The sequence below is a fragment of the Vibrio paracholerae genome, assembly GCF_037672085.1.
Lineage (GTDB): Bacteria > Pseudomonadota > Gammaproteobacteria > Enterobacterales > Vibrionaceae > Vibrio > Vibrio cholerae.
The window spans coordinates 1769094-1795715 of sequence record NZ_JBBHLM010000002.1 but is presented as its reverse complement, the minus strand read 5'-3'; the positions used below and the strand labels follow the sequence as shown (position 1 = coordinate 1795715).

The 26622-nt window shown below is 47.7% G+C and carries 22 protein-coding genes, 1 tRNA gene and 3 pseudogenes; 12 read left to right on the top strand and 14 right to left on the bottom strand.

Features of this window, described 5'->3' with window-relative positions:
* Positions 1-13: 13 nt before the first annotated feature.
* Complete coding sequence (ybgF, locus tag R4537_RS13275; protein WP_071178423.1) at positions 14-784, top strand: tol-pal system protein YbgF; 771 nt, start codon at positions 14-16, stop codon at positions 782-784.
* 173 nt (positions 785-957) lie between these two features.
* Positions 958-2019, top strand: a complete 1062-nt coding sequence (nadA, locus tag R4537_RS13270; RefSeq protein ID WP_071178422.1) for a quinolinate synthase NadA — start codon at positions 958-960, stop codon at positions 2017-2019.
* Positions 2020-2092: 73 nt separating this feature from the next.
* Here nadA and R4537_RS13265 read toward each other — a convergent pair whose 3' ends face one another.
* Positions 2093-2665 carry a UPF0149 family protein gene (locus R4537_RS13265; RefSeq protein ID WP_071178584.1) on the bottom strand — a complete coding sequence of 191 codons (573 nt, stop codon included), beginning with the start codon at positions 2663-2665 and terminating at the stop codon, positions 2093-2095.
* A 213-nt stretch (positions 2666-2878) separates the two neighbouring features.
* On the opposite strand from R4537_RS13265, the pseudogene cqsR reads away from it, so the two are divergent.
* Positions 2879-5082, top strand: a pseudogene (cqsR, locus tag R4537_RS13260) (hybrid sensor histidine kinase/response regulator CqsR).
* A gap of 334 nt (positions 5083-5416) precedes the next feature.
* The gene (locus R4537_RS13255; RefSeq protein ID WP_057645169.1) at positions 5417-5869 is read left to right on the top strand and encodes an L-alanine exporter AlaE; all 453 of its coding nucleotides are present in this window, start codon (positions 5417-5419) and stop codon (positions 5867-5869) included.
* 119 nt (positions 5870-5988) lie between these two features.
* On the opposite strand, the gene manA is transcribed toward R4537_RS13255, so the two are convergent.
* Positions 5989-7209: a mannose-6-phosphate isomerase, class I gene (manA, locus tag R4537_RS13250; protein WP_071178421.1), complete on the bottom strand. Its 1221-nt coding sequence runs from the start codon at positions 7207-7209 to the stop codon at positions 5989-5991.
* Positions 7210-7270: 61 nt separating this feature from the next.
* Complete coding sequence (locus R4537_RS13245) at positions 7271-9172, bottom strand: fructose-specific PTS transporter subunit EIIC (protein ID WP_071178420.1); 1902 nt, start codon at positions 9170-9172, stop codon at positions 7271-7273.
* A 371-nt stretch (positions 9173-9543) separates the two neighbouring features.
* On the opposite strand from R4537_RS13245, the gene R4537_RS13240 reads away from it, so the two are divergent.
* The gene (locus R4537_RS13240) at positions 9544-10383 is read left to right on the top strand and encodes a helix-turn-helix domain-containing protein (protein WP_000575418.1); all 840 of its coding nucleotides are present in this window, start codon (positions 9544-9546) and stop codon (positions 10381-10383) included.
* Here R4537_RS13240 and R4537_RS13235 read toward each other — a convergent pair.
* Entirely contained in the window at positions 10375-11154 is a 780-nt protein-coding gene (locus R4537_RS13235) for a PTS sugar transporter subunit IIA (protein ID WP_071178419.1), read from the bottom strand. The two genes, R4537_RS13240 and R4537_RS13235, sit on opposite strands and share 9 nt — an antisense overlap.
* A gap of 8 nt (positions 11155-11162) precedes the next feature.
* Positions 11163-11462 carry a PTS fructose transporter subunit IIB gene (locus R4537_RS13230; RefSeq protein ID WP_071178418.1) on the bottom strand — a complete coding sequence of 100 codons (300 nt, stop codon included), beginning with the start codon at positions 11460-11462 and terminating at the stop codon, positions 11163-11165.
* Positions 11463-11692: 230 nt separating this feature from the next.
* Here R4537_RS13230 and R4537_RS13225 point away from each other — a divergent pair, with 230 nt between their 5' ends.
* Positions 11693-13558: a fructose-specific PTS transporter subunit EIIC gene (locus R4537_RS13225; RefSeq protein ID WP_071178417.1), complete on the top strand. Its 1866-nt coding sequence runs from the start codon at positions 11693-11695 to the stop codon at positions 13556-13558.
* 27 nt (positions 13559-13585) lie between these two features.
* Here R4537_RS13225 and R4537_RS13220 read toward each other — a convergent pair whose 3' ends face one another.
* Entirely contained in the window at positions 13586-14968 is a 1383-nt protein-coding gene (locus R4537_RS13220) for an aminotransferase-like domain-containing protein (protein WP_175463840.1), read from the bottom strand.
* A 96-nt stretch (positions 14969-15064) separates the two neighbouring features.
* Between R4537_RS13220 and R4537_RS13215 the strand changes: the two genes are divergently transcribed.
* Positions 15065-15964 (top strand): EamA family transporter, encoded by a 900-nt coding sequence (locus R4537_RS13215; RefSeq protein ID WP_071178416.1) that lies wholly within the window; start codon positions 15065-15067, stop codon positions 15962-15964.
* Positions 15965-16022: 58 nt separating this feature from the next.
* Here R4537_RS13215 and R4537_RS13210 read toward each other — a convergent pair whose 3' ends face one another.
* Both R4537_RS13210 and R4537_RS13205 read right to left on the bottom strand, forming a co-directional pair.
* Complete coding sequence (locus R4537_RS13210; RefSeq protein ID WP_071178415.1) at positions 16023-17426, bottom strand: PTS fructose transporter subunit IIBC; 1404 nt, start codon at positions 17424-17426, stop codon at positions 16023-16025.
* An 11-nt stretch (positions 17427-17437) separates the two neighbouring features.
* Entirely contained in the window at positions 17438-17878 is a 441-nt protein-coding gene (locus R4537_RS13205; RefSeq protein WP_000627273.1) for a PTS sugar transporter subunit IIA, read from the bottom strand.
* A gap of 205 nt (positions 17879-18083) precedes the next feature.
* On the opposite strand from R4537_RS13205, the pseudogene R4537_RS13200 reads away from it, so the two are divergent.
* Positions 18084-18200: pseudogene (locus R4537_RS13200) on the top strand (helix-turn-helix domain-containing protein); the annotation flags it as partial.
* A 96-nt stretch (positions 18201-18296) separates the two neighbouring features.
* Complete coding sequence (locus tag R4537_RS13195) at positions 18297-18512, top strand: VF530 family protein (RefSeq protein ID WP_001076091.1); 216 nt, start codon at positions 18297-18299, stop codon at positions 18510-18512.
* Positions 18513-18541: 29 nt separating this feature from the next.
* Here R4537_RS13195 and R4537_RS13190 read toward each other — a convergent pair whose 3' ends face one another.
* On the bottom strand, positions 18542-19249 hold the full coding sequence (locus tag R4537_RS13190) for an SDR family oxidoreductase (protein WP_071178413.1): 708 nt from the start codon (positions 19247-19249) through the stop codon (positions 18542-18544).
* Positions 19246-20633: pseudogene (locus tag R4537_RS13185) on the bottom strand (DASH family cryptochrome). The gene R4537_RS13190 and the pseudogene R4537_RS13185 overlap by 4 nt, the downstream one beginning before the upstream one ends.
* 30 nt (positions 20634-20663) lie before the next feature.
* Here R4537_RS13185 and R4537_RS13180 point away from each other — a divergent pair.
* From R4537_RS13180 to R4537_RS13170, 3 genes are all read left to right on the top strand, one after another.
* Complete coding sequence (locus tag R4537_RS13180; protein WP_001891361.1) at positions 20664-20792, top strand: hypothetical protein; 129 nt, start codon at positions 20664-20666, stop codon at positions 20790-20792.
* A complete protein-coding gene (locus tag R4537_RS13175; protein ID WP_071178412.1) occupies positions 20785-21180 on the top strand; it encodes a thiol-disulfide oxidoreductase DCC family protein in 396 nt (131 codons plus the stop codon). The genes R4537_RS13180 and R4537_RS13175 overlap by 8 nt, the downstream gene beginning before the upstream one ends.
* Before the next feature lie 122 nt (positions 21181-21302).
* Complete coding sequence (locus R4537_RS13170) at positions 21303-21776, top strand: LabA-like NYN domain-containing protein (RefSeq protein WP_000410960.1); 474 nt, start codon at positions 21303-21305, stop codon at positions 21774-21776.
* Here the strand turns inward: R4537_RS13170 and R4537_RS13165 are convergent.
* The 4 genes from R4537_RS13165 to vexC form a co-directional block, all read right to left on the bottom strand.
* Positions 21768-21971, bottom strand: a complete 204-nt coding sequence (locus R4537_RS13165) for a DUF2986 domain-containing protein (RefSeq protein WP_001080333.1) — start codon at positions 21969-21971, stop codon at positions 21768-21770. The genes R4537_RS13170 and R4537_RS13165 overlap by 9 nt on opposite strands.
* 132 nt (positions 21972-22103) lie before the next feature.
* Positions 22104-22191: transfer RNA gene (locus R4537_RS13160), tRNA-Ser, on the bottom strand.
* A 211-nt stretch (positions 22192-22402) separates the two neighbouring features.
* Positions 22403-25453 carry an efflux RND transporter permease subunit VexD gene (gene vexD / locus R4537_RS13155; RefSeq protein WP_071178411.1) on the bottom strand — a complete coding sequence of 1017 codons (3051 nt, stop codon included), beginning with the start codon at positions 25451-25453 and terminating at the stop codon, positions 22403-22405.
* Positions 25453-26547: a multidrug efflux RND transporter periplasmic adaptor subunit VexC gene (gene vexC, locus R4537_RS13150; protein ID WP_032480985.1), complete on the bottom strand. Its 1095-nt coding sequence runs from the start codon at positions 26545-26547 to the stop codon at positions 25453-25455. The genes vexD and vexC overlap by 1 nt, the downstream gene beginning before the upstream one ends.
* Positions 26548-26622: the final 75 nt, after the last annotated feature.

The window sequence follows — 26622 nt, the reverse complement described above, 5'->3', positions numbered from 1 at the left end:
GAGGTGATGCCTCATGTTCAGTAACTTAAAGCACCTTGTCATGCTGATGTTACTGGCTAGTGCAGCGAGCTCTGTGCTCGCTGCACCTGCTCCAGTATCGAGTCTAGGTGGCAGCTCTGGTAGCTCAACAAGTGGTTCACGGGGTTCTGAAATTGAACGTCTTGAACGTTTAGTTGAAAGCCGCAATATCGTTCAGTTGCAAATGCAAAAGCAACTCGATGATATGACACTTGAAGTCAATGAATTACGGGGCCAGATTGAAAAAAACAATTACGACATGCAACAAATGTTGCAGCGTCAAAGGGAATTGTTTGTAGAACTTGATCGTTTGCGTGGTGAGATGAAATCGCCTTCCGCAGCAGGCAAACTATCAACAAGCAGCAATGATGAAGCTGTACAGGGCACCTTCAGTAGCGATACTAATGAACAGGCTGCTTACCAGAATGCCGTTGATCTGATCCTTAAAAAGCGTGATTATGCTGGTGCTATTGCCGCTTTCCAAAAGTTTCAGACTGACTACCCCAATTCGACCTTCTCTGCCAATGCGCATTATTGGTTAGGCCAACTCTACTTTGCTAAAAAAGAAGATAAAGAAGCAGCGAAAAGTTTTGCTGCGGTCGTCTCGGATAAAAGCTCTAACAAACGTGCTGATGCATTAGTCAAATTAGGCGATATTGCGAAGCGCAATAATAATGCCGAACAGGCACGCAAATTTTATCAGCAAACGGTCGATGAATATCCCGACAGTGCTTCTGCTAAAATTGCCAAAGAAAGCCTTAAATAAAGACAAGAGCTGCGAATGCAGCTCTTGTTCGTTTCAGCTTTTCACTCTGTTATGGGCAGGGTTATTCATAGCTACACATTATTTCTCCCTCCTTGTTTAGGGCATTCAATTTTGCTTGCTGCTGGCTAGAGTGTACAATGCTCCGTCTATGGAAGTTGTGTAGAGCAAGAGCAATGAGCCACATACTCGATACTATAAATACAGTTTATCCCTTTCCCCCAAAACCTATCCCTCTTAGGGATGAGGAAAAGCAAGCTTATATCGCTGAGATCAAACAACTCTTAATTGAGAAAGATGCGGTGTTGATTGCTCATTACTATACGGATCCTGAAATTCAAGCGCTTGCTGAAGCGACAGGTGGGTTTGTGGGTGATTCGCTAGAGATGGCAAAATTTGGCAATCGTCATCCAGCAACGACCTTGATTATTGCAGGCGTACGTTTCATGGGGGAGTCTGCAAAGATTTTGACCCCAGAAAAACGCATTTTAATGCCGACACTTGAAGCGGAGTGCTCTCTCGACCTTGGCTGCCCTGCAGACAAGTTCACTGAATTTTGCGATGCGCACCCTGATCATACGGTAGTGGTTTACGCCAATACGTCAGCGGCGGTGAAAGCGCGTGCTGACTGGGTAGTGACATCAAGCATTGCGCTGGAAATTGTTGAGCACTTAGATGCTGAGGGTAAACCTATTATTTGGGGCCCAGATCGACACTTAGGTGCTTATATTGCTAAGAAAACGGGCGCAGATATGCTGTTATGGCAGGGTGAATGTGTCGTGCATGATGAGTTTTCTGCTGATGCTCTGCGTAAGATGAAGGCACTTTATCCTGATGCTGCGATTTTGGTTCATCCTGAATCGCCTGCTAGTGTTGTTGAATTGGCGGATGCGGTAGGCTCAACAAGCCAACTCATTAAAGCGGCTAAGACATTACCACAGCAGAAAATGATTGTTGCTACGGATAAAGGTATCTTCTTTAAAATGCAGCAAATGGTTCCCGAGAAGGAGCTGATTGAGGCACCAACTGCAGGTGCGGGAGCAACTTGTCGTAGTTGTGCGCATTGTCCTTGGATGGCGATGAATGGCCTTCAGGCTATTGCACAAGCACTGCGTGAAGGTGGTAAACAGCATGAAATTTTTGTAGATGAAGCGCTGAGAGTGAAATCACTTATCCCGCTTAATCGTATGTTGGATTTCGCTGAACAACTGAATTTAAAAGTGAAGGGCAACGCGTAAGTAAGCTGTCTGTTGTGCTGAAAATAGACATGCCCATCGTCTGTAAAATGGGCATGTCTAGCAAACATGATGGCTACTGAGCTTCTGCTAACGTGACACCACGTTGTGTGATACCACACAACATCACTGGAATCGCATGATAAATTTCAGCAAATTGCTCTAAACCTGTGAAGCCTTGCTCATAAAGTGTGGCGATCGATGTTTCAGGATCGTAGAGCATACTTAATGAAAGAAGCACGCCACCAAGCAGGGTATTATCTGAACTATCATCTGGCATCAGCACTTCCCAATCATCACGCGCTAATTGCCAACCTTGTAGCATCCCCTCGCAAAAATCACGTACCTCTTGATTCACGATTTCTGCCTCATCCAACAAGTAGTCAGTTGGCCATTGCCAGTTGCCTTCTAGTAGCTGAGATCGTGTTTCATTCCAAAGTGCGATGATGTGCTCGAAATAGTTTTCTAATTGGATAGGATCCGAAAAAGGTGCAATCTCTTCTCCACCCCATAGGAAGGGGAGCCATTCTTCAGGGGGTAAGACATTAGGACAGCATGCCATAGCGGTAACAATACCGACGGTTTTAGCTTGATTGAGGAGTTTGTTTTCTAATTCCGGCTGCTGCAGGATTTCTTGTAAGGTTTGCATGAGATGTGAGTGCTCAATAAATATCAGTGCGCCCATTTTATCTGGAAAGCGTGCTCAGAGCATCCGCTTGTTCTCTCTGTTCAGCGTTTAAGGCTCAAATTCCTGCCTAAGAATGTTAGTTTGTGCACAGCGCCATGGAAAATCGATGAGAAAAGAAAGCCTGACAGAATAATTTCGCTATAATTTTGTAAACAAAAAATAATTCAGTTGGTTATGGCTATTCGCTCCTCGCTTAAAAAGAAAAGTATTCTAGCGCTGACCATTTATTTGGCCTTCTTCCTTGCGATTGTAGGAACGCTGAGTTATTGGGGGCTTGAAGTCCCATTTAGAAAAGAGCTGAAAAATAATCTAGCCCTGAGAGCGGAGTTACTGGCTACCCAAATTCGTGAGCCATTGAATAACTCGATAGGGGTTCTGCAGAGTGTTACCAGCATTGGCAAAAGCGCAGCCGATAAGGAAGAGCAAGAGCGCATGCTGCGCTCACTATTTTCTGTTGTTGGCGGAGTGATCATTAGCGGAGGGTTGTGGCCGGAACCCAATCTATCGGCAACTCACCCCTCACTAAGATATGACAGCTTGTTTTTTAATAAAGCAACCGATGGACAGGTTGACCAACTGAGCTCATGGAATAACCCCAAAGCCGGGGGTATGATCGAGAAAGCTGGTACTTGGCTGCAGAACGTGAAGCCGAAGGGCTATATTTCTGGTCACCTGTCTATGTTGACCCCTATACCCGTGTGGAAATGATCACTGTCTCGACCCCTTATTATCGTAACGGTCAGTTTGCGGGCGTTGCTACCGTTGATCTCTCACTTGAAAGCTTAATCCAATTCGTTTCTGCGACAGCAGAGCAGTACAACTTAGGTGTGAATCTTAAAGATGCCTTTGGGGTTGAGGTCGTCTCACATAACTTCCGCACTTATGATAATGCGTTGGTCAGTTACTATAGTTTTGGCGAGTTCAATTGGCAGATTGAAGTGGTGAATGCGAATCAGCATGTCGATGAAATCATCTTCGACTTAATCATCAACATCGAAAAAGGATTGATGCCGATCCTACTGCTCTGTGTGATGGTGGGGTATTTTTTAATTAGCCATTATTGGATCCGCCCAATTGTCTTAATTGCGAAAAAGGTGAGTGAGTCGAGAGAGGGTGAAATTATCGATATTCGGTACAAATCTCAGGATGAGATCCGCCATCTTATTGATACTTTCAACCAAAAAACGGTTTACCTAGAAGCAGAGAAAGTCAAAGCTCAGGCCTCGACCAAAGCGAAAAGTGCATTTTTAGCTACGCTTTCCCATGAAATCCGAACGCCGATGAATGGTGTGCTCGGTACCGCGCAAATCCTATTGAAAGATGAATTGACCCCTAAGCAGCGACAGCACCTCACCAGTCTCTACGAATCGGGCGAACATATGATGTCACTGCTCAATGAGATTTTAGATTATTCAAAAATAGAGCAAGGCAAATTCGAGTTGGATCACAGTGCATTTCCGCTCAAATCGATCATCGGCAGCATCAAAAGTATCTATTCCAGCCTTTGTGCAGAAAAAGGACTGAAATTCCAACTGAATTCTGAAATTGCCGATGGACGCTGGTACTACGGTGACAAGGCGCGTCTGCGGCAAATTATCTTCAATCTGCTTAGTAATGCGGTGAAATTTACCGAAGCAGGCTTTGTCGCAATAGGGTTAAGTGAAGAAAGCTGTGACGAAGAGAATTACTTGATCATCAAAGTGCAGGATACGGGGATCGGCATCGCGCAAGAGTCATTAGGGCGTATCTTTCGACCCTTTGAACAGGCGGAATCACACACAACACGGCGTTTTGGTGGTACAGGCTTAGGCTTGGCTATTGTTAAACAGATTGCGGAATTAATGAATGGCAGTGTTTTAGTGCAAAGTGAAGTTGGGCAGGGTTCTTGTTTTAAGGTGAGCGTTAAATTAGCGATTACCGAACCGGTGACCGAAGATGTGAAACCTACTAAAGCCAAAACGTATCCCGGTTTACGGGTGCTGATTGTCGAAGATAATCGTACGAACATCATGATTCTGGAAGCTTTTATGCGCAATAAAGGTTTCGAGTGCCATAGTGTGATGGATGGTGTACAAGCGATTACCGCGTTACAGGAAAGCTCATTTGATCTCGTTTTAATGGATAACCACATGCCGTTAAAAGATGGCATCCAAGCCACCAGAGAAATTCGTCAGTTGCCACTGCCGCAAGCCAAGATACTGCTGTTTGGTTGTACCGCAGATGTTTTCAAAGATACCCGAGATAAAATGCTCTCTGCAGGGGCAGATGACATTATCGCTAAACCCATTGCAGAGCATGAGCTAGATATGGCGCTTGAACAACACTCAGAGCGTCTGTACCAGTTTCATCGCGAACCTTCTTTACCATCGGTAGAGTAAATCACTCTGTTTCTTCCTTCTTTCTTTCTTTTTTTCCTTTCTTATGCGTGTGGCCAAGTTCGGCTGGCAAGAAACTGCCTCAGCGAGATGTAATAAAATTACTAAACGTAAACTGACCAACCGATGTTTTGACTAAGAACGCGTAAAAGTAGCTGTAGATGCTACTTTAATTACTTTTTTTGGTTTTTTATTTACCACGCGAGTTTAAAAACAAAGCCTAAAACTGATTTTTGTATGGTTTAATAGTTCCATAAACTGCCAATTCGGAATTATGGCAGTGACATGTTTGGTCATGGTTGCAAAATTGTAGTGATATATTTTATAGGGGATGTAAATGAAAGCTCGTGGTCCGTTTTGTATTCGTCATGCAGCGGCTGATACTTTTGCGATGGTCGTCTTTTGTTTTGTAACAGGCATGGTTATTGAGATTTTTGTGTCTGGAATGACCTTTCAACAATCACTTGCTTCGCGAACCCTTTCCATTCCCGTTAATATTGCGATCGCTTGGCCGTATGGTGTGTTTAGAGATTATGTTCTTCGCCAAGGGCGCAAAGTTTCCTCAACCGGTTGGATGAAAAATCTTTCCGATCTCGTGGCTTATGTTCTCTTTCAATCGCCGGTTTATGCCGCCATTCTCTTCACCGTAGGCGCCTCTACCGATCAAATCATTACTGCTGTGGCCACCAATGCATTGGTGTCGTGTGGAATGGGTGTGTTGTACGGCTATTTCCTCGATATGTGCCGCCGCTGGTTTAAAGTTCCGGGCTATACAGTATCTGAGGGTTAATGCGGTTAAACATTTGCCCTGTTAACTGCCCCTCCATTTAATTTGGCCAATTTCAATTATTACCCTAAATCGAGCACTCGAATCTTGGGAATAAGTGAAACTGGCCTTTTAGGCTAATACTAGGCACTAAAAGCTCTTGCTACACGACCATCACACTCAATGGTGTATTGCTCAGCATAAGCCGGAATAAAGACAGATTGTCCTTTTCGTACAAGGCATTGCTCACCATTTGTATGTGTCAATATCATTGAAGAATCGAGAGGCAGCACAATTTCTGCACTCTGAACGCCGATAGTCTGCTGAGTTGCAGGTGGGATGATGGCAAATTTAAAATCGGCAACTGGGATCGGATATTGTTCACACCCGTCAATGAGTTCAGGCTTAAGGCGTAGTTGTTCAAGTGGCTTATGTTTGAACTGAGTACATGCCACCAATTCATCAATATCCATATATTTTGGCGTGAGCCCTGCGCGTAGCACATTGTCTGAGTTGGCCATAATCTCAAGGCCTGTTCCGTGCAAATACGCGTGCGGCGTTTCTGCGTCTAAAAACATCGCTTCACCTGGCTGCAAGGTAATCACATTGAGCATCAGAGGGGCGAATAAACCAATATCATTGGGATAGTGTTTTTCCAATTCGACGATCAACTGGAAAAGAGGCAGATCAATCTGCTTAGCTTGAGTTATCAATACTTCAAGCGCACGGTTTTTGATCTCCCCTTGTAATGAGAGTAGCCCTGAGAAAAAGTCTCTGAGCCCTTGTTCTGTCGGATTTGATTGGAATGCGTCAACGAGCGGCTGAATCTCATCTATCGATAATTCAATAAAGTAGTTAAGGATTTCCTGGTTGGCACGAAAGCCATTCATGGCTTGGTATTCGGTGAGCGCATAAACCAATTCCGGTTTGTGATTTGGGTCTTTGTAATTTCGGTAGGCAGCCGTGGGCGCAATGCCTAATTTCTCCTCTTGGGCGAAGCCTCGCTCTGCTTGTTGTTTGTTTGGATGGACCTGAATGGAGAGTGCATTTTCCGCCGCCAAAATTTTAAACAGATAAGGGAGTTCGCCGAACTGCCGTGCAGTATATTCACCCAAAATCAAGTGTGGATTTTGCGCAATAAAGTCGGAAAGTTGAACGATTTTTCCGTTAATGGCGATACCGGAGCAGCCATTAGGATGAGCGCCCATCCATAGCTCTGCTTGGGGTTCATGGGTTGGATTTTCGAGATCAAACAACTGCTGCAAAGCGGTTTTACTGCCCCATGCGTAGTTTTGGATGTGGTTGGTCATCGGGAAGAATACTGCCTCTGGTAGGGCTGTATCCTGAGTCGGAATCTGAGTCATTGTCGTCACCGTTAGAAAGATGGCTTGAGTGGAACCTCAAGCCATAACGAGGAAGGGAGAATTAAGCCGCAGCGGCTTCAAACTTTTGTGAGCGGATTTTTTTGAGCGTCACACAGGTGATGGCGGTGACACCTGCACCAGCCGCCATACAAAGTAGGGCAAGCAGTGGGTAGTTCATTGTGCCAAGCAGGGCGACTACGGGGCCACCGTGAGCCACACTGTTGGTGATGCCAAAAGAAAATGCCATGACAGCGGCAACCATAGAGCCCAACACGTTGGCTGGAATGACTGACATTGGGTCTTGCGCCGCAAAAGGAATGGCGCCTTCAGAGATACCGACTAAGCCCATCGCGCCTGCGGCTTTACCAGCTTCAAGCTCAGAAGACTCAAACAGTTCGAGCTTACGGCCCATCGCTGTTGCGAGTGCCATGCCGAGTGGTGCAACGGGAATCGCACAGGCCATCGCCCCCATAAATTGAGTTTGGCCGCTGGCAATCATGCCTACAGAGAATAGGAAAGCGACTTTGTTGAATGGGCCTCCCATATCAAAGCCTGCCATGCCACCGAGTACGATGCCGAGCAGAATAACGTTGCCGGAACTCATACTAGTCAGTAGAGCCGTGAGGCCATCCATCAGGCTCGCAATGGGAGCGCCAATAACGAAAATGAACAGACCAGCGATGAACAGCGATGCCGTGATCGGCGCGATCATGATCGGCACTAGGGGTTGGATAAACTTGTGATAGTTAATGGAAGTAATCCACTTCACGAAATAACCGACCAATAGACCTGCGATGATGGCACCGATAAACCCTGTACCTGCGTCAGCACCATAAAAAGAGCCGTTATTGGCAATCCAGCCACCAATCAAACCGGGAGCGAGCGCAGGGCGATCGGCAATGGCGTAGGCGATGTAGCCGGCAAGGATGGGAATCATCAAGGTAAAGGCCACTACGCCCACTTCAAGGATTTGGTTCCACATACTGCCCGCAGGAATGGCCATGCCTGCTTCGGTTGGCTCACCACCCACCGCGAGAGCCAGTGCAATTAAAAGCCCGCCGGTTACCACAAATGGGATCATGTGCGAAACGCCATTCATCAAAAAGCGATACAAATCTGAGCGAGCTTGTGAGGCTTTATTTGCCACCGATTGAGTCTTAACCGTTTCAGCTTGATAAGTTGGCGCCCTTAACGCTTCATTAATCAGCTTTTGTGCATCACGAATTGGCGCTTTCACATTTGTTTTGATGAGGCGTTTGCCGGCAAAACGTGCCATGTCGACTTGTTTATCACAGGCGACAACAATCGCTTCAGCGCGTTCAATCTCTTCCGCACTTGGGCTATTTTTCACCCCAATCGAGCCATTGGTTTCCACTTTGATCTCAAAACCCAAAGCCGCCGCGCCTTTTTCCAGTGCTTCAGCCGCAAGGTAAGTGTGAGCAATACCCGCCGGGCAACCGGTAACACCGATAATCAGCCCTTTGCTTTCTGCTTGGTTTGCAAGAGGTGTAGGCGCGGATTTTTTCAGCAGTAATTCTAGTGCTTGCTCTGAGTTTTTGGTGTTGAGAAAAGCCTCGATAAAACCTTCTTCAATCAGTTTGGAAGAGAGTTCGGCCAACACTTCAATGTGGTGGTTATCGCCGCCATCGGGGGAGGCGATCATGAAAAAAAGCTTGGAAGGCAAACCATCTTCTGCGCCATAGTCGATACCCTCTCGGCTGACACCAATTGCAACAGCTGGTTGAGTCACCGCTGCACTTTTAGCATGCGGAATAGCGACACCATCTTCAAATCCGGTATTACCTAACTCTTCACGAGCTTGAATATCTTTTAAGAATGCCGCTTTATCTGAAATTCGCCCTTGGGCATGTAGGATATTTATCAGTTCTTCAAATACGGCTTGTTTGGAATTCGCTTGCAGATCAAGCTGAATTAAATCGGCATTAATCAATTGGTTGATCATAGAGACCTCTGTACATTTTATTTTTATGTCAGAGTTATTCTTTAATTTTTTTATTTTTCTTATTAGTGCAGAAATAAAACATTCACTGGAGGATTGTAACGATATTGGTTTGGTGTGATTTAGATCTCGTAGCATCTATTGGGATGGTAAAGCCAATTTTAAGTAATGAACATAAGGTTAATTCATTAATTTTCATTTGTTTATATTGTGTTTGTTGTTATTCATGGTGAGGTTCTGTGCTAGAGAATTGGTGTTAAAACTGGATTATTGTATCATTCTGACTTGAATGTGATGTTGCTCAAAGAGACTCAATGGCATTCGGGGTATACCTGACGTTAATAAAAATTCGATGACGAAGTGAGAGTTTGCATATGATATTTGATGATTTGATTTCCTCGGTGCTTAATGAGCGTGAATCATTTCATCATATTTGGTTTGCGGGTGATTTTCATACACCGCCTGAATTCAGTTATCAGGTGAATTTTCCACGCTTAGAATTGGTTTTAGGTGGAGAGTATATAAATGAAATGGAAAGCCATGACCGTAAAGTCACGAAAATAATTGCCAAAGCCGGAGATGCGATTTTTATTCCCGCTAACTGTTGGAATAAACCGAACTGGGATACCGATTGCTCCGTGTTGAGCATGCTATTTGGACGCCGCCAACTAGGACTGAGTTTTGTTAGTAAGCGCAAAGGCGAAGCCAACTTTTATGATATTCAAAAGCACAGTATCCAAACGCGCTCAGGGTTTGCTATTGATAACATCTTAGAAGCGCTCAGCTCATTGGCGCGTGAGAATCATAAAAAACCGATGGATGAGCTGTTGCTGCAAGCTCTGCTTCAATATACCCAGACTATGTTGAATGCGCCGACAGAGCAGCCACAAAACCGAGTGCAGGATCTCTACCAAGGGATCTGTATCTATATCCAAGAGAATTTTCACCGCCCGATCACGCGAGAGAGTATTGCTTCGCGTTTTAGTATCTCTGCCAACCATTTATCGAGGCTGTTTCGTCAGCAAGGGCATATGACCTTGGCCGATTACATTACGTGGGTCAGGGTTGATAGAGCAAAATTTATGCTGAAAAAGTACAACTTTAAGCTCAATGAAGTGGCGCTACGCTGTGGGTTTAAAGATGTGAATTACTTCTGCCGCGTTTTCAAAAATCGTACAGGCCGTACACCAACGGACTATCGCGCTTCAATTTAACAAGCGTGACATCGCGTACATCAGCAGAGCTTGTAAATCAACGCCGCTGCGTGTCAGCAGTAAACGTTCCACCATTTGATCGCACAGTAAATTTCGGGTCAGGTTGGTTGCGGTAATGATTTGCTCTCGATTGGGCTTACTTGGTATTACCAAAGCAATCGCTAAATGTACCTCTCCCATTTGAGAGGCCCAATCCATCGCCTCATCATTCTTAATAACGGCAACCGCAATGTGTTCTATGTCTGCAAACATCACATGGGGAATCGCAATCCCAGGCGCTACGCAGGTGGAAGAGCGTTCTTCACGTTTGATAAAAGCTAAAATCAGCTCATCGGGCGAAACGGGGTAGATCAGTTGCGCTAACCCTTTCAAACACTCGAATTTGGTCAGTGTGGTATGGGCTTTAGCATAGTGCCATTTGACCTCACTCGGCGGGCATATTTGTGGCAGGCGCTCTGCGAGCAGGCTAGAGAATTCATAGTTGATCTTGGAGCCCACAACCGTGTAATGCGCAGAAAGCATGTCTTTAATCACGAAACAGGCGAGTTCAGCATCAATACCGATGGCGGTGATTTGGCATAAATCACCTTCTTGTAATCCCACCTGCAATACTGCGAGAGATTTAGTGAGTTCAGCACTGCGGTTTCTGGTGATGTTGATGATATGTAGGGTACTTTTGAACTTACGCGCAACGCGAGACAGCGGTTGGGCAACATGGGCGCTGGCATTCACATCATTCACCAAGAAGGTGACTTGGAATTCATGCATCATGCCAAGGATCAGCGGCAGTGGACGAGAAAGACTGTATCGACATTGAGTAGCACTTCTTCGATCGTGAGCTTCACCACCTTCATCCCTTCAAATCGTGCAGGCTGTTCGATGTCGATATCGGAGACGATCAACACCTTATCGGCATGAGAGAGGTCATAAGGCGTGAGAGGATTCTCGATACCCATCGCACCTTGAGTTTCCACTTTGATCTGCACATTGTACTTTGGTGCGGCTTTGGTCAAAGCATCGGCCGCCATGTAAGTATGAGCAATGCCCGTTGGGCAGGCAGTGACCGCAACAATTTTCATGGAAATCCCTCATTGTTATTTTTGCGGCGATAGTAACATAGCGCTTGGCAAATACTCCGTTTTCGGCCAAGACCCAGTTCACAGTTCAAATCGAATGTTACATTAATCCAGTTATTGCCTCTTTTGTCCTGTGTATTGAAGGAGTATCGCTCGTTACTCTTAGCCACGCGCGTGCGCGAGGCGCATCGGGATGGCAATGCCAATTCAAACAACAGTAAGGTAAAACAATTGTGGATATTACCCATCTGATCGAATCTGAAATCATCTGTTTAGATCTGAAAGCCAATAACAAAGAAGATGTTCTGATTGAGCTGGTTGAGTTGCTCGATAACGCAGGAAAATTGACCGATAAGCAGCAATTTTTAAACGACATCTGGCGACGAGAAGAGATCGGAAATACAGGGTTTGAAGAAGGGATTGCCATTCCACACGCCAAAAGTGCTGCGGTGGCGTTGCCTGCTGTTGCGGTTGGTATTAGCCGCAAAGGGATTGATTATGGCGCAGAAGATGGTCAGCTTTCTGATGTGTTTTTTATGCTGGCATCACCGGATGGAGAAGATCATCACCACATTGAAGTATTGGCACAAATCTCCAGTAAATTGATTGAAGAGGGATTTGTTGAACAGCTTAAATCCGCAGAAAGTGTTGAGCAGGCACTCGCCCTTTTCATTCACCCACACCACTCAACATTAAGCTCTACACCAGTAATGGATTATGCCGATTACCCGCCGCTGAGCCCAATGGCACAAAGATTAGCTCGCGTTAAAGAGCATCTATTGTTTGGTACCTCTCACATGATGCCGTTTATTGTGGCGGGTGGGGTGTTGCTCTCGCTTTCAGTGATGATGTCTGGTCACGGAGCAGTGCCAGAAGAGGGCGTGTTGGCGGATATCGCTCAAATGGGTATTGCCGGTTTAACCCTGTTTACTGTGGTATTGGGTGGTTATATAGCTTACTCGATGGCAGATAAACCCGGTTTGGCCCCAGGTATGATTGGCACTTGGATTGCGATAAACCAATATCAAACCGGCTTTATTGGCGCGATCATCGTGGGTTTTTTTGCAGGCTTTGTGGTTCGTCAGCTGAAAAGAATCGCTCTCCCCGACAGCATGAGCTCGCTGGGGTCCATCTTCATCTATCCGCTGGTGGGGACGTTTGTAACCTGTGGTGCTGTAATGTGGTTAATCGGCGTACCGATTGCCAGCAGTATGCTGTGGCTCAATCAATTTTTGGCGTCGATGGCCGATTCCGGCAAAGTGGTGCTCGGAGCGGTATTGGGGGCGATGACTGCCTTTGACATGGGCGGCCCAATCAATAAAGTCGCCACGCTTTTTGCCCAAACTCAAGTCAACACCCAACCTTGGCTAATGGGTGGGGTGGGGATTGCCATTTGTACCCCACCATTGGGGATGGCGCTTGCGACCTTATTGTCACCAAGTAAATTCAAGCGAGATGAACGTGAAGCCGGAAAAGCGGCGGGCATCATGGGTATGATTGGCATTAGTGAAGGGGCGATTCCATTTGCCGCCGCTGATCCCGCACGCGTATTACCTGCAATTATTGTGGGTGGTATTGTTGGCAACGTGATTGGTTTTCTCTTTCAAGTGCTCAATCATGCCCCTTGGGGCGGTTGGATTGTGCTGCCCGTTGTGGACGGCAAGCTAGGGTATATTCTTGGCACTATCGCCGGTGCATTGACCACGGCACTGATTGCTATTGCCCTGAAGAAAACGGTGCACGAGCAGGACAGTGAGCAGGGGCAGTCACTTGCTTTTTCATCGGTGATTGGAGAAGGGCAAGCCGACATTCTTGCCGTCACCTCGTGCCCTTCTGGCGTTGCTCATACGTTTTTAGCGGCTAAATCACTCGAAAAAGCCGCCTGTCTGGCGGGAGTGAAAATCAAAGTAGAAACACAAGGCGCCAACGGCATCATCAATCGAATCACGGGCAAAGATGTGCAACGAGCGAAACTGGTGATCTTTGCGCACGATGTGGCGATTAAAGAACCAGAACGCTTCAAGCACATTAAAGTCATTGACGTGACAACGAAAGACGCGATTTTAAATGCCGCGGCATTGGTGCAGATGAAAAAGTAGCCAACGACACGGCCGTTTCTAGGCGAGTTAACAAGATTGAGTTATTGCTTTGGCGAGCTGACTCAGCTCATCTTGCACTTCTTTGGTTAATTCAAACCCAATATTGATGCGCAGGCAGTCGTTGTAGAGCGACAACGTACTGAACCGTTGCCCTAAGCGGATATCGATCCGGTTCTCTTCTATCAACGCGATAAACTGGCTCAGATTCAAACCAGGAACTTGCAGCCAGAGCACCATGCCCCCTTGTGGGTGACTGATATTCACTTTACTTGGTAGCCGTTCAGACAAAAAGGCGAGATAGGCTTGTCGTAAGGCCAACAGCTTGCTGCGACGGCGCTTTAACTGCTTAGCGTAGTGACCCGTTTCGATAAAGTCGGCAATGGCCAGCTGGATCGGTAAAGAGACGCCAAAACAGGCTGCGCTGTGTTGTTGCTGATAGCGTTCAATGAACCGTCCGGGTAGACACCAGCCGAGACGATAACTGGGCGACAAACTCTTAGACACAGAGCCACACCAAAGGATGAATCCACCTTGGTCATAGCATTTCGCTGGCAGGGGTGTGTGCTCAGAATAGGACAGTTCTAAGTAAACATCATCCTCAATCATCGGCACTTGATAATGATTGGCAAGCTCGGCCAGCTTTTGTTTTTGCTGCGCCGACATGGTGATCCCCTGAGGGTTCATGTGCGAGGTGCAAAATACGCCCGCTTTTACGACGCCTTGTTGCAAATGCGCTTCCAATTGTTGCAGATCGACCCCATCGTCCAAAGAGGGAATTTCCACGATCTGTCGTCCCATTTGCCCGAGCAAATCCAAAATTCCACTAAAGCAAGGTGAGCTGATCGCGATGGCATCACCCACTTGGGTACAGGCTTCAAGTGCTGCCTTGATGGCTGGCATACAGCCTGAGGTGATGATCAACTCATCCGGATTGATATGCAGTCCAAGCTTGGCGAAATGATCGCTCAGCGCATGACGCAGAGATGGCTCCCCACGGGGATTCGGATATTGGTTGAGGCGTTTTCCTATCCGTTTATTCGCACGTCGAAAACTACACTCCAACTCGTTTAACGCGGTTTCATCGATATTGGTGCTGGAAATGCCGAGTGGCCCATTTTGTGGGGAGTGAATCGCGAAGCTTTGATTGACGGTTGAAACCTGGCTGACGAACTGCGCCCATTCTGGCGTTTTGTGTTTGCTGCGTTGCGGAGCTACGTAATAGCCAGCTTGCGGGCGAGCATGAATCCATCCTTGGGATTCTAATTCATGATAGCAACTGACGGCAGTCGACATACTTACGCCCTGCTGCTTAGACAGCTGACGGAGCGAAGGCATTCGGTTTCCTTCTGCAAGTTTTCCTGCTTCGATTTCACGAATAAACTGATTTGCCAACGCTCTATAAATACTCATTCTCTTCAACTGTACTGGTTTTTGCGTAAAAAATTGTATCTGTACCGTTAACTGTACCCAAGTAATACTCTTTTTCAACCAAAAGGGAGGACAGTAATGAGTCGAAACGATTTATTTTTAGCCATTTTTGTTATGGCGATTTGGGGATTTAACTTCTCGATGATCAAATTGGGGATTACGGACGTGCATCCACTATTGGCCACCGCAGCGCGATTTAGCTTGGCGGTGATCCCCGCGATATTTTTTATTGCCCGTCCCAACGTTGCTTGGCGCTATCTATTGGCTTACGGCGTGGTGTTTGGCGTGGGCATCTGGGGCATGGCTTCTTGGTCGATCACGGCTGGCCTCTCATCGGGTATGTCTTCGGTTTTACTGTCATCGAATGCACTGATTAGCATGGCCGTTGGTATCTTGGTTCATAAAGAGTCGGCGTCCAAGCGCAAAGTGCTCGGTGCGGGTATGGCGTTGGTCGCTCTACTGATATTGGTTTCCGCGACGAATGGCAACATTACCATGCAGGGGCTGATGTTTATTATGATTGCAGCAACGTGCTGGACGGTGATGGGAATGATCGTCAAAGCTTCTAAAACCACTCAAGCGTTTGCTTTCAATGTATGGGGGATGCTTTTTGCACCCGTTCCTCTGGTGCTATTTGCCGTGGTTCTCTATGGCCCTGAGATCATTGAACAAGCCGTGAAGGTTTGGGATGTCAGCACCACCGTGGCGGTGGTTTTTCAAGCTTATCCCACAACCTTGTTTGGCTATTGGGTGTGGAACCGACTACTGATTCGCTATCCACTCAGTACCACAGCACCACTGACTTTGTTGGTGCCCGTGTTTGCCTTGGTCTCTGGTTATTTTATGTATGATGAAGTGCTTGGCAGTGCGCAAATTATCGCGTGTGTCCTGTTTTTTGTGGGCATCGGTTTGATTGTTAAACCGGCAGAGAAGGGGCAAGCGTTGTCACGCTATTCTCCCCAAGTCAGCAAAAGGTAATGTCGCAAATAAAATAGAGCCCTTTGGGGGAAAGGGCTCTGGGGGAGGAACTTAAGGTTTAAGCTTGGATAAGTTCGGCGGCTTTTTTCATCGCCTCCTTGGTCGAACATTCGATGACTTTCGCGTTGGTAAAGCGGTGAGCGTCTTTCACTTGGATATCGTGAGCGAGGATAACCAGCTTCGCATTGGCGATGTCTAAGTCAGTAATGCGGTTTTTAATGCCATTTTGACCTTGCGTTTCGACTTTGATTTTGATGCCAGCGGCTGCGCCTGCTTTCTCAAGTGCTTTGGCTGCCATGAAAGTGTGTGCTACGCCAGATGGGCAACAGGTGACAGCAACTATATCGTACTCGCCTTCGCCTGCTGCTGGTGCTGTTTGAGCTAGGGTTGGTGCAACCGAAGCAACTTCATCTTCTGCTTCTTCTTCAGCTACTGGTTTCCAGAAGCCAACGATAAGTGCGGTTGTTAGTGAGCCTAGTGCGATACCCACAACGTACATTGGAATGTTGCTTGATACAGGCGCTGTGATTAGACCGCCCCATGGTGCGTGTAATAGAACATCGGTTAGGAAGCCGAACACACAACCGACAATACCACCCGCCACAATCGAAGGCAGAACGCGCATTGGGTCGTTGGCTGCAAACGGGATAGCGCCTTCAGAGATGCCGATAGAACCCATGATTGCTGCTGCTTTACCTGCTTCTTGCTCTTGCTTAGTGAACTTCTTCTTGAATAGGAAGGTGGCTAGCGCCATGCCTAGAGGAGGCGTACAGATTGCGATGCCCACACCACCCATTAGCCATGGTTGAGTGTCCACTTGAGTTTGAGCGAATAGCGTTGCGACTTTGTTGATTGGACCCCCCATATCGAATGCCGTCATACCACCAAGAATCGTGCCTAGAACCACTTTAGAAGCGCCAGCCATTGAAGCTAGGAATTCGTTCATCGAAGCCATGAACAGTTTGATTGGCTCACCGATACCCCATAGAACGATACCTGCAGAGATAAGCGTGCCGATAAGAGGGTAGATAAAGTAAGCGCCCAACGCAGTCATGTTGGCAGAAAGAGGGATCTTCTTAAGTTGGAATACCACACCACCCGCGATGAAGCCCGCTACGATACAACCAAGGAAGCCGCCGCCCATGTCAGCCATGATACCAGATGAGATCATCGCTGGCGCGAGTGCTGGTTTGTCGGCAATGGAATAACCGATGAAACCACCCAAAATAATTGGGAACAGCACCAGACCTTTAATGCCGATATTAGAAATATCCGCCAATAAACCGTCCGCAGGAACCGCACCTTTACCTGATGCCATTACCGCCAGCGCCAATAGTACACCACCGGCAACAATAAATGGCAACATATGTGAGGTGCCAAATAAAAGGTGGCCTTTCATGGTACTGAGAATTTTTTTGAAATCGCTACTATTATTAGTAGCTTGAGCGGTTAGGGTACTCATAATTTCACGCCTTATGATTGAATTAAAATATTAAGGATTTGATGTTCGTTTTTTGCGTTATGAATATCTTCAATAAACTCTTCGCTAAATTTTCCGAATAATTCTTGAAGAACATAAATATGGTGGTCTGCACCGTTATCGGGTGAGGCAATCATGAAGAATACGGTCGGTCTTATGCCTTCATCGTCTCCATATTCAATGCCTTCGTGCTTTACACCAACAGCGATGGCAGGTTTTGTAACGGCTTTACTTTTTGAGTGTGGGTAGGCGATGCCGTCCATTGAGGTGACACTTAATTTTTCACGTATTTCAATGTCGTTTAAAAAATCCTCTTTGTTACTGATGCGGTTATTCTCAAGTAACATTTGCGCCAATTCTGCAAAAACTTCATTTTTACTATTTGCTTGAAGGTTGCCTTTAATTAAATGGGCATTGGTGAGTTCGGTGATCATTTATTGGCTCATAAAGTATTTAACTGATGAGCTAAAATTAATGGATGTTGGGTTTTGCCGAAATAGCAAAAATAATTCACTCGCTATAGATTTGTACCACACACAATTAAGTGTGATATTCGTCGTTCTATACCCAAACAACTTGGAGTTGCAGTGTTGGTTATATTGGTTCACTCCACGTTTCTAGAAGAAACCGAGAGAAGGTAGAACACTCAAAACCTACCAAGCAACGCAAGGCAACATTAGCCAAACCTCGCGTTTGCTTGGGCTGAGCAGAAATACCATCTATCGCAAATTGAAAGCGCTGGGGATACTGAAGTAAGATTGGCAGCTTCACTTTACCAAGGGTGGGCGCAGCTTCATCGCCTATTCCCATTTTCTGCCTGATGAAAGGCAGATTTTCACAGAGAACCCTCTAATGAACCAACAAGTTAACAACCCGCTGCACGGCCTAAGCCTAGAAAAAATCGTCACTCGCTTGGTGGAGCATTATGGCTGGAGTGGGTTACATCAGCGTATCAATATCAACTGCTTTGCAAATGACCCATCGATTAAATCATCGCTCAAGTTTTTGCGTAAAACTCAATGGGCGCGCGATAAGGTTGAGGCGCTGTATCTATCCACCTTTAGCTAATCTATCCACCTTTAGCTAATCCCTACGCTTTACCAAGGCAACGCCTGACCATCGTAGGCATAAAATCCGCCGCTTTGTTCAGGCGTTGCCGCTGCAATCAAACCAATCAAATCGTGCGCAACACGGGCGGAGCTGAACAGTTTCTCTGGGGCGACATTGCTGTGAAACGGCGCAGAGAGTTTGGTGTCGGTCGTGCCGGGATGCAGTGCCAACACCACCCCTTTTTTCAGTGAGCGTTGCCATTCAATCGCTAACGTTTTCAGTAGCATATTGAGCGCCGCTTTCGATGCTCGATAGCTGTACCAACCGCCGAGTTGGTTATCACTAATACTGCCAACTTTGGCGGAAAGCGTGGCAAACTTGCCCGCCTCACTCTGCTTCAGTTTGGCGGTGAAATGCTTGGCAAGCAGTAGGCTAGGCAAGGCATTGTGGGTCAGGTTGTAGAGGAAAAAATCCGCGTCTAAGGCATTGAGGTTCTTTTCTGGTCCTTTACTTGCCGTATGCAGTACGCCGACACAGTTGATGAGCCAATCGACTCGGCTAAATTTCTCACTCAGGGCTTGTACCTGCGCTTCTTGGGTGGCATCGAGTGCGTGCCAATTCAGCCGAGGGTGCTGCCACGTCGGCGTAGTACTATGGTAAGTCGCATGCACGTTGGCCTCACTAAAACGGTTCAGTGCTTCTTGCACCATCGCCAAACCAATACCGCCGCTGCCACCGATGATCACGATATTCATGATGAGCTTTCCTTATTATGAGGATGATGGATAAGATGTGACGCGCTGGCGGCGATTGGCCAGTCAACCATATCGACACTGTCGAGCGCAAATTTTCGAGAGCATTTAGCTTGCCACAAGCCGTTCCGCACCATTTGGCAACGAATTCGCCCTTTGGATCGTAAGTGTGCGCCTGTTTTGCGAGGTTGAATTGCCGCGAGCCGCGTGGGTCGGCTCCGACTCCCGCCAAATACTGCCAGTTGCCCCAGTTGGATCCGACATCGTAATCCACTAACTGGGTTTCAAAATAAGCGGCACCATAGCGCCAATCTAAGCCTAGTTCGTGAACTAGACAGCTGGCGACTAACTGTCGACCACGGTTGGACATGTAACCCGTTTGATTCAGTTGCCGCATACAGGCATTCACAATGGGGAAAGGCGTTACTCCGTGCTTCCACTGTAAAAAGCGCTGCGCATAGAAACTGGTGAGCGGTTTTTTCTCGCCAATCCCAGAGAAGCGAAACAGTTTTGCGCCATAGCGCCGCGCGTACCAGTAAAAATATTCACGCCACAGTAACTCAAAGAAAATCCAGTAGGTGGAATCGTTCGCGCCATGTACAGCTTCATAACGCTGCAACATGGCATAAATGGTTTTTGGCGAAACCGCGCCGAGCGCGAGCCAAGGCGAAAACTTAGTGGAATAATCCATACCGTCTAACCCATTGCGCGTCTCTTTATAACGACTGGGGAGCATGGAGGAGAAATAGTGTTGGCAATGCGTCAGCCCTGCTTGCTCACCACCGACAAAGGCGCTGTGATTCGGCTCGGTAACAATATCCATCAAAGGCAACTGCCAGCCTTGCTCAATGGGTGGCAAAACACGCGGATAACCCATCGGCGCAGAAGAGAGGGAGAGCGTTTCTACTTGCTTACGAAATTGGGTAAAGGTGCTCGGTAGCGCCTCAAGTGCAAACGGCAACTGCGGCTCACTCAATAAGCTGTGCAGAGCTTGCTGATGGATATGCACAGAAGAAAAGTCCTGATGAATGCGCGCGATAGCTTGGCGCTCATCTGAGCCCGCCACTGCATCCACATAAATATCCGTAATCTCGACTTGAGTCAGCAGATGGCGCAGCGCCTGATAGGGCAAAAGTGGCGTCACCCAGAGCTTTTGGCCTAGCGTACTGAGCGAATGGTCTAAGTCAACCAAGGTTTGGTTGAGAAACCTTTTTTTGGCTTCGCCCCATTGTGTTTGCTGGGCGTAGCGCGCCAAAAATGGCGTAATCGAGGGATAACAGTACAAACAGATTAAGCGATCCACTTGCTGCGCGGCTTGCTCAAGTAGCGGGTTATCGTTCACTCGTAAATCGTTGGTAAAACAGTACAGGCCAATTTTTTTACTCAAGTTCCACTCTCAATACCGATGATGGGGTTAATGAGCGTTTATACGGTCAAAGGGATTGAGCGATCACGCGCTGCGGTTGCGGTAATGGGATTGATCCTCGAAAAGAGAGTGTGCGTAACAGATTGCAATGATGAATCTGAGGTCAATAGCCATGAATAAGCCAGATCTGGTGATCTTTTTTGATGGACAATGTCCGCTCTGTTGTAACGAGATGCGCGCATTAAAAACGGCGGATCACCAAGCGCGAATTTTGCTGGTGGATGTGCATGATACGGATACGATGTCCTGCTACCCATCGATCGATAAACAACGTGCATTGTCTATCTTGCACGGTATCGATCAGCAAGGACAACTTTTATATGGCTTAGATGTGACAGTGCTTGCGTGGCGTTTGGTCAATCGACATCGCTGGCTTTTCATTACTCGTCTGCCGATTTTAAAGGGGATCAGTGACCGAATGTATCTCCTGTTTGCCAAGCACAGAATGCGCCTCTCGCGCTGGTTTGGCCAAACCCAGTGCCAAGAGGGGGGTTGTCAAAAGAAATAGATTTGGTGACTTTACCGCCGAACTACAGCCCTAAATAGCATATGTATGAATTGGTTTCTAAATAACGGTGTAGAATAAGTGCGGAGTTAAGCCTTAAATCAAGAATAACTAAGTAGGAATCAATGGAAAAAATTGCCATTTTGGTGGATGTGCAAAACGTGTATTACACCTGCCGCGAGCAATATGGCCGGCACTTTGATTACAATCAGTTTTGGTCGCAAGTGACGCAAAATCGTACGGTAGTGAAAGCCAATGCCTATGCGATTGCCAGTAAAGATCCGCAGCAGAGGCAATTTCATCATATTTTACGAGGGATTGGCTTTGAGGTGATGCTAAAACCTTTTATCCAGCGCAGTGATGGTAGCGCGAAAGGGGATTGGGATGTCGGGATTGCCCTTGATGGCTATGAATTAGCTCAGGAGGTGGATACCGTGGTGCTCGTCTCTGGGGATGGTGATTTTGAGCCTTTGGTGACCAGAATTGCGCAACGCTTTCAGGTTAAGGTGGAAGTGTATGGGGTGCCGAAACTGACCGCGCAACATTTAATCGATGTCGCCAGTCAATTTCACCCGATTGAGCACCGTCTATTACTGTAATGCGCTATTGCTCAGCGAGGGCTCAGTAGGGTTTGCATCGCGGGTTCCAAGCTCGGGATTCGCTTCTTGTTCTGCTGCGAGTTTAGCCCGCTCTGCTTTAGAAATATAACGAGGCTTGTTGCTCGGGTGTAATTTCGCATGTTGCTTTTTAAGGCGTTTTTGTAATGTCTGATTAATTTTCTTTTTACGGTTCATCGGGTTGTGCTCGAAACAGGATGATTAGGGAGTTTCCCTGCGATTGGGCATTGCCGCTGTATTGGTGCAATGCTCAGTCGTTTGGGTATAAATAGCAAAAAAGACGCCCTAGGACGTCTTTAAACTTGAATGTGGCGGTGAGTGAGAGATTCGAACTCTCGATACGTTGCCGTATACACACTTTCCAGGCGTGCTCCTTCAGCCACTCGGACAACTCACCGAATCGTTAACCGCTTGGCTAACGAGGCGCTAATTTAATGATTCTATTGTGGATGGTCAAGCAGAAATCCGAAAAAAACTCGCGCATTGAGTGCGTTTGCTTACAAAGTAGCTGGAGTGGGCAAAATCACAACAATTGTGCTTGGTTTTCTCGAATAATAAGGCTCCTTGCGGAGCCTTATTGGTTGGGAAGGGTGAGATTAACCGCCTGATTATGCTTTGGCGACTTTCACTCTAAACAGCACGGCATAGAAGAGCGGGATCACGACTAAGGTCAGAATGGTGGCAAACAGCAAACCAAACATAATGGTGACCGCCATACTCTTAAAGAATGGGTCTACCAGAAGTGGAGCCACACCTAAAATCGTGGTGAATGCACCTAGCAGAACCGGGCGTGCACGGCTCACCGCCGCATCAATAATCGCGAAGTAAGCTTCTTTACCTTCGCGAATTTCCGCATCCGCTTGGTCAACCAACACAATCGCGTTTTTCACCATCATACCAATCAAGCTTAAAAAGCCGAGGATCGCCATAAACTCGAACGGAGTTTGAAAGGCGATAAGGCCAATGGTGACACCCACGACGGCAAAGGGGGCGGTCATCCAGATCACGAGTGGCTGACGCAGCGCGTTAAACATAAACACCACCGCGAGAATCATCGCCGCAAAGCCGTAAGGCGCGGAGAGCGCCAAGCCTTCATTGGCGTCTTTCGAGGCTTTGTATTCACCGTACCAAATCAGCTCATAGCCAGCTGGCAACTCAATTTGCTCAATTTTTTCGCGCACATTATTGAACGCATCGGCCGTCATCACACCCGGCGCAGGGTCAGCTTGTACCAAGATGGTCGGCATGCGGTTAATACGGCGCAGTAAGGCATCTTGATAGACAGTATCGACCGAATCCACCAGTTGGCTCACCGGAACGTAACGACCGGCTTGCGCACTGAACACTTCACTGTTTTCAATCGCACGTTCGTGGTGGCGTTCATTTTCTGGTGCGCGAACCATCAACGGGATCAAGTCATTGCCTTCGCGATACACTCCAACATTACGGCCATTGAGCGTTTGCGCGATCGCGGCGCTGATTTCTTGTGTGGTTAAGCCAAGGCGCTGTGCTTCTTGCGCGGAATACACGGGTTGCAATACCGGCACTTGTTGACGCCAGTCATCTTGCACCGCAATCAAGTTCGGGTCGTTATGCATAATTGCTTTGGCTTGTTCAGCCAATTGGCGCAGCACATGGCTGTCTGGGCCTTTGAAACCGGCTTCAATTTTCTTGCCGCCGCCGCGACCGAGCATAAACTTCCACACCTTGATTGAGGCATCCGGGTATTTGGCATCCAGCTCATTTTGCAACTCGCCTACTAATGGGGCAATTTTGGTGTAGTCATCAATATCAATCAGCAGTTGGCCGTAACTTGGGTTACGCGCCTCGGGTGAGTAGGTCAGCATAAAACGCAGGCCACCACCGCCGATGAAACTGGTGATATTGGTAATACCGTCTTTTTGCGCCACGTCTTTCTCAATGCTGGCGACAACCTGTTCGGTGCGGCGAATATCCGAGCCTTGTGGCAAGTACACGTCAACCACAAATTGTGGTCGTTGCGACTCTGGCATAAAGCCCGGCGGAATAAACTGAGCGCCCCATACCGCTGCCACTAAGGTGCCGAGTAGCATCGCACAGCTGACCACGCGGTGGCTTAACACCCATTGCAGTACAGCTTTATAACCCGTTACCAATTTAGACGGTTTCGCCTCTTTGGTGGGAGCTTTAACGCGTAGAAAGTCATGGCACAGCATGGGGGTGACGGTCACCGCAAACACCCAACTCAAAAACATCGAGTAGAGGATCACCCAAAACAGTGAGCCGGCATATTCGCCCATATCGGAAGGGGACAGGCCAATTGCGCTGAAGGCAAAAATACCCACCACCGTACCGCCCAGCAGTGGCCATTTAGTGGTATTGACCACCTCAGAGACCACTTGCTGTTTATCGGCGTTCGGATCTTGTTGAAAACGCACGAGTACGCCATCAGTGACCACAATCGCGTTATCCACCAACATGCCGAGGGCGATGATGAGCGCGCCGAGCGAAATCCGCTGCATGGCGATGTCATCAATCAGCATCACACATAAGGTACCGGCAACAGTAAGCAGCAAAACAAAACCGATAATGACGCCTGAGCGTACGCCCATGAACAGCAGGAGCACGACAAACACGATGGCGACAGCGGCAATCAGGTTATCGATAAAATTGGCCACCGAAGCGCGCACCGAGTCAGACTGCATCGAAATCACATGCAGATCCATGCCCAGTGGACGCTGGCTTTCAAGTTCAGCCAAGCGTGCTTTGACGGCATCGCCCATCTCGACCACGTTACCGCCGGTGACATTCGAGATACCAAAGCCAATTGCACGCTGACCGTTATAGCGCATCAGCATCGATGCTGGCTCGGTGTAGCCACGGCTGATGTTGGCAATATCACCTAGGCGTACCACCGCATTGTTGCTACCGACCGCCACTTGCAAATTAGTGAGGTCAGCCAAGGAGCTGATGTTGGATTTAGGGATCACCGGAATGCGCATCTGCTGAGCATCGACGCTGCCTGCAACGGTGACTAGGCTCTGCTTTTGTAGCACTTGCAGCACGCGTTCAACCGAAAGGCCAAATTCCGCCATGCGTTCGCTGGACATCTCGATAAAGATCGCTTCTTGCTGCTCAGCCAATGTGGCGGCTTTGGCAACACCCGGCACCAAAACCAGTTCACGGCGCAGCGTATCGACGTAGTCTTGCAGCTGTTTGTCGTTAAAGCCTTCTCCTGTCACTGCGTAAAACAGCGCGTACACGTCAGAGAAGTCATCGTTAACGATTGAAGCGCCCGCACCGGGAGGCAGTTGGCGCTGCGCATCCGCGACTTTGCGGCGTAATTTGTCCCATACCTGCTGCAACTGCGCGGAGGATTTGGCAAATTCGAGTTTGATTTCTACCGTCACTTCAGAGCGGCCTTGCATCGAAACCGATTTGACTTCTTTTAGCTCTTGCAGCGCTTGCACCGCACCTTCGATGACATCGGTCACTTCATCGGAAACTTCTTGCGCGGTGGCACCCGGATAGGGCGTCACAATCACCGCTTGGCGAATCACAAACTCAGGATCTTCAAAACGACCCAATTTGAGGTAGCTGATGTAGCCGCCAATCAAGGTTAGGGCTATCAGCACCCAAACGCTGGTGCGTTTGGCAAGGGTATAACGTGCAATATCCATTATTGGGCTCCGTTGTTATCCGTGTAGGGACGAACGGTCATGCCTTCGCGCACACTCGAAACACCGGCGATAATAACCTGCTCACCCGGTTTGAGATGCTGAGTGATCACCACGCGATCTTTGTAGGTGGTGCCAATGTCGACGTAACGTTTTTCCGCTTGGTCTTGCGCATTGACTACCCACACAAATTGTTTGCCTTGGTTATCTGGCACTAGAGCGGTGAGTGGTAGGGTGATGAGCGTGTTTTGCGCAGCGGTATCCTCGGCAACCGGCAGCACTTTGGCCGACATGCCGGGCATCACGCGAAAGCCTTTCAAATCTTCAAAACCAAGCACTACAGAGTAAGTTTGTGAATCCGAACTTGGCTGAGTGGAGTAGGTACGCAGCTGTAAATCAAATTGCTGATTGGGAATCGCGCTTAACTCGGCGATCGCGCGGGTATTGCGCACACCTGAGAGCATGACACGATGCGGGATCTCAATCGCCACTTCCAAATCATTCAGATCTTGCAAAATCATGATCACTTGATTGGCTTGCACTTGAGCAAAATTCTCGACGGTTTTTTCACTGATGACGCCATCAAACGGGGCGGTGATTTGGGTGTACTCCAGTTTGCGTTTGGCTTCTTCTACGCGGTTTTTGGCAAGATCGTAGCGATTGGTGACTTTATCCAGCTCGGCTTTAGAAATGGCTTGGGTTTTCTCAAAAATGGCTTTGGCGCGGCGGTACTCTTGTTCGGTATTTTTTAGCTCAAGTTGCGCAGCTTCCAGCGCCGTTTTGGCATCTCGTGAGTCGAGGCTCGCCAGTAACTGGCCTTTTTTCACTTGGTCGCCTTCTTTTACTGCGATATCCGTTAAACGGCCACTAATACGAAAAGCGAGATCAGCCCTCTTAGCGGCGCGCACTACGCCATTAAAAGTAAGGTCAGAGGCACGCTGATTCGCGACAATCTCGGTTAATGCGGGTTTGGTCACAGGAGCGGGGGCACTGACTTGTGGCGCTTCACCGCAGCCAGCCAACAATAAAGCCGAGGCGATCACCGCGCTAAGCAATGAGCGCTTTACAGCCATTGAACGAGTAAAAGAAGGATTCATAGTGTGTTGCTCCTCAATTTCACAATTGGGAAAGGGGAGTCTGTACGAATCCCCATGCCTTTGACGTTTTTACCT

Excerpts from the sequence above, each read along its gene's own strand:
- ybgF (WP_071178423.1), top strand. The coding sequence starts at position 14 with ATGTTCAGTAACTTAAAGCACCTTGTCATGCTGATGTTACTGGCTAGT.
- R4537_RS13165 (WP_001080333.1), bottom strand. The coding sequence starts at position 21,971 with ATGAACCGTAAAAAGAAAATTAATCAGACATTACAAAAACGCCTTAAA.
- manA (WP_071178421.1), bottom strand. The coding sequence starts at position 7,209 with ATGACTCAGATTCCGACTCAGGATACAGCCCTACCAGAGGCAGTATTC.
- vexD (WP_071178411.1), bottom strand. The coding sequence starts at position 25,453 with ATGGATATTGCACGTTATACCCTTGCCAAACGCACCAGCGTTTGGGTG.
- R4537_RS13255 (WP_057645169.1), top strand. The coding sequence starts at position 5,417 with ATGAAAGCTCGTGGTCCGTTTTGTATTCGTCATGCAGCGGCTGATACT.
- R4537_RS13230 (WP_071178418.1), bottom strand. The coding sequence starts at position 11,462 with ATGAAAATTGTTGCGGTCACTGCCTGCCCAACGGGCATTGCTCATACT.
- R4537_RS13170 (WP_000410960.1), top strand. The coding sequence starts at position 21,303 with ATGGAAAAAATTGCCATTTTGGTGGATGTGCAAAACGTGTATTACACC.
- R4537_RS13210 (WP_071178415.1), bottom strand. The coding sequence starts at position 17,426 with ATGAGTACCCTAACCGCTCAAGCTACTAATAATAGTAGCGATTTCAAA.
- R4537_RS13205 (WP_000627273.1), bottom strand. The coding sequence starts at position 17,878 with ATGATCACCGAACTCACCAATGCCCATTTAATTAAAGGCAACCTTCAA.
- nadA (WP_071178422.1), top strand. The coding sequence starts at position 958 with ATGAGCCACATACTCGATACTATAAATACAGTTTATCCCTTTCCCCCA.
- vexC (WP_032480985.1), bottom strand. The coding sequence starts at position 26,547 with ATGAATCCTTCTTTTACTCGTTCAATGGCTGTAAAGCGCTCATTGCTT.
- R4537_RS13220 (WP_175463840.1), bottom strand. The coding sequence starts at position 14,968 with ATGAGTATTTATAGAGCGTTGGCAAATCAGTTTATTCGTGAAATCGAA.
- R4537_RS13240 (WP_000575418.1), top strand. The coding sequence starts at position 9,544 with ATGATATTTGATGATTTGATTTCCTCGGTGCTTAATGAGCGTGAATCA.
- R4537_RS13235 (WP_071178419.1), bottom strand. The coding sequence starts at position 11,154 with ATGATGCATGAATTCCAAGTCACCTTCTTGGTGAATGATGTGAATGCC.
- R4537_RS13175 (WP_071178412.1), top strand. The coding sequence starts at position 20,785 with ATGAATAAGCCAGATCTGGTGATCTTTTTTGATGGACAATGTCCGCTC.
- R4537_RS13195 (WP_001076091.1), top strand. The coding sequence starts at position 18,297 with ATGAACCAACAAGTTAACAACCCGCTGCACGGCCTAAGCCTAGAAAAA.
- R4537_RS13265 (WP_071178584.1), bottom strand. The coding sequence starts at position 2,665 with ATGCAAACCTTACAAGAAATCCTGCAGCAGCCGGAATTAGAAAACAAA.
- R4537_RS13180 (WP_001891361.1), top strand. The coding sequence starts at position 20,664 with ATGAGCGTTTATACGGTCAAAGGGATTGAGCGATCACGCGCTGCGGTT.
- R4537_RS13245 (WP_071178420.1), bottom strand. The coding sequence starts at position 9,172 with ATGATCAACCAATTGATTAATGCCGATTTAATTCAGCTTGATCTGCAA.
- R4537_RS13190 (WP_071178413.1), bottom strand. The coding sequence starts at position 19,249 with ATGAATATCGTGATCATCGGTGGCAGCGGCGGTATTGGTTTGGCGATG.
- R4537_RS13215 (WP_071178416.1), top strand. The coding sequence starts at position 15,065 with ATGAGTCGAAACGATTTATTTTTAGCCATTTTTGTTATGGCGATTTGG.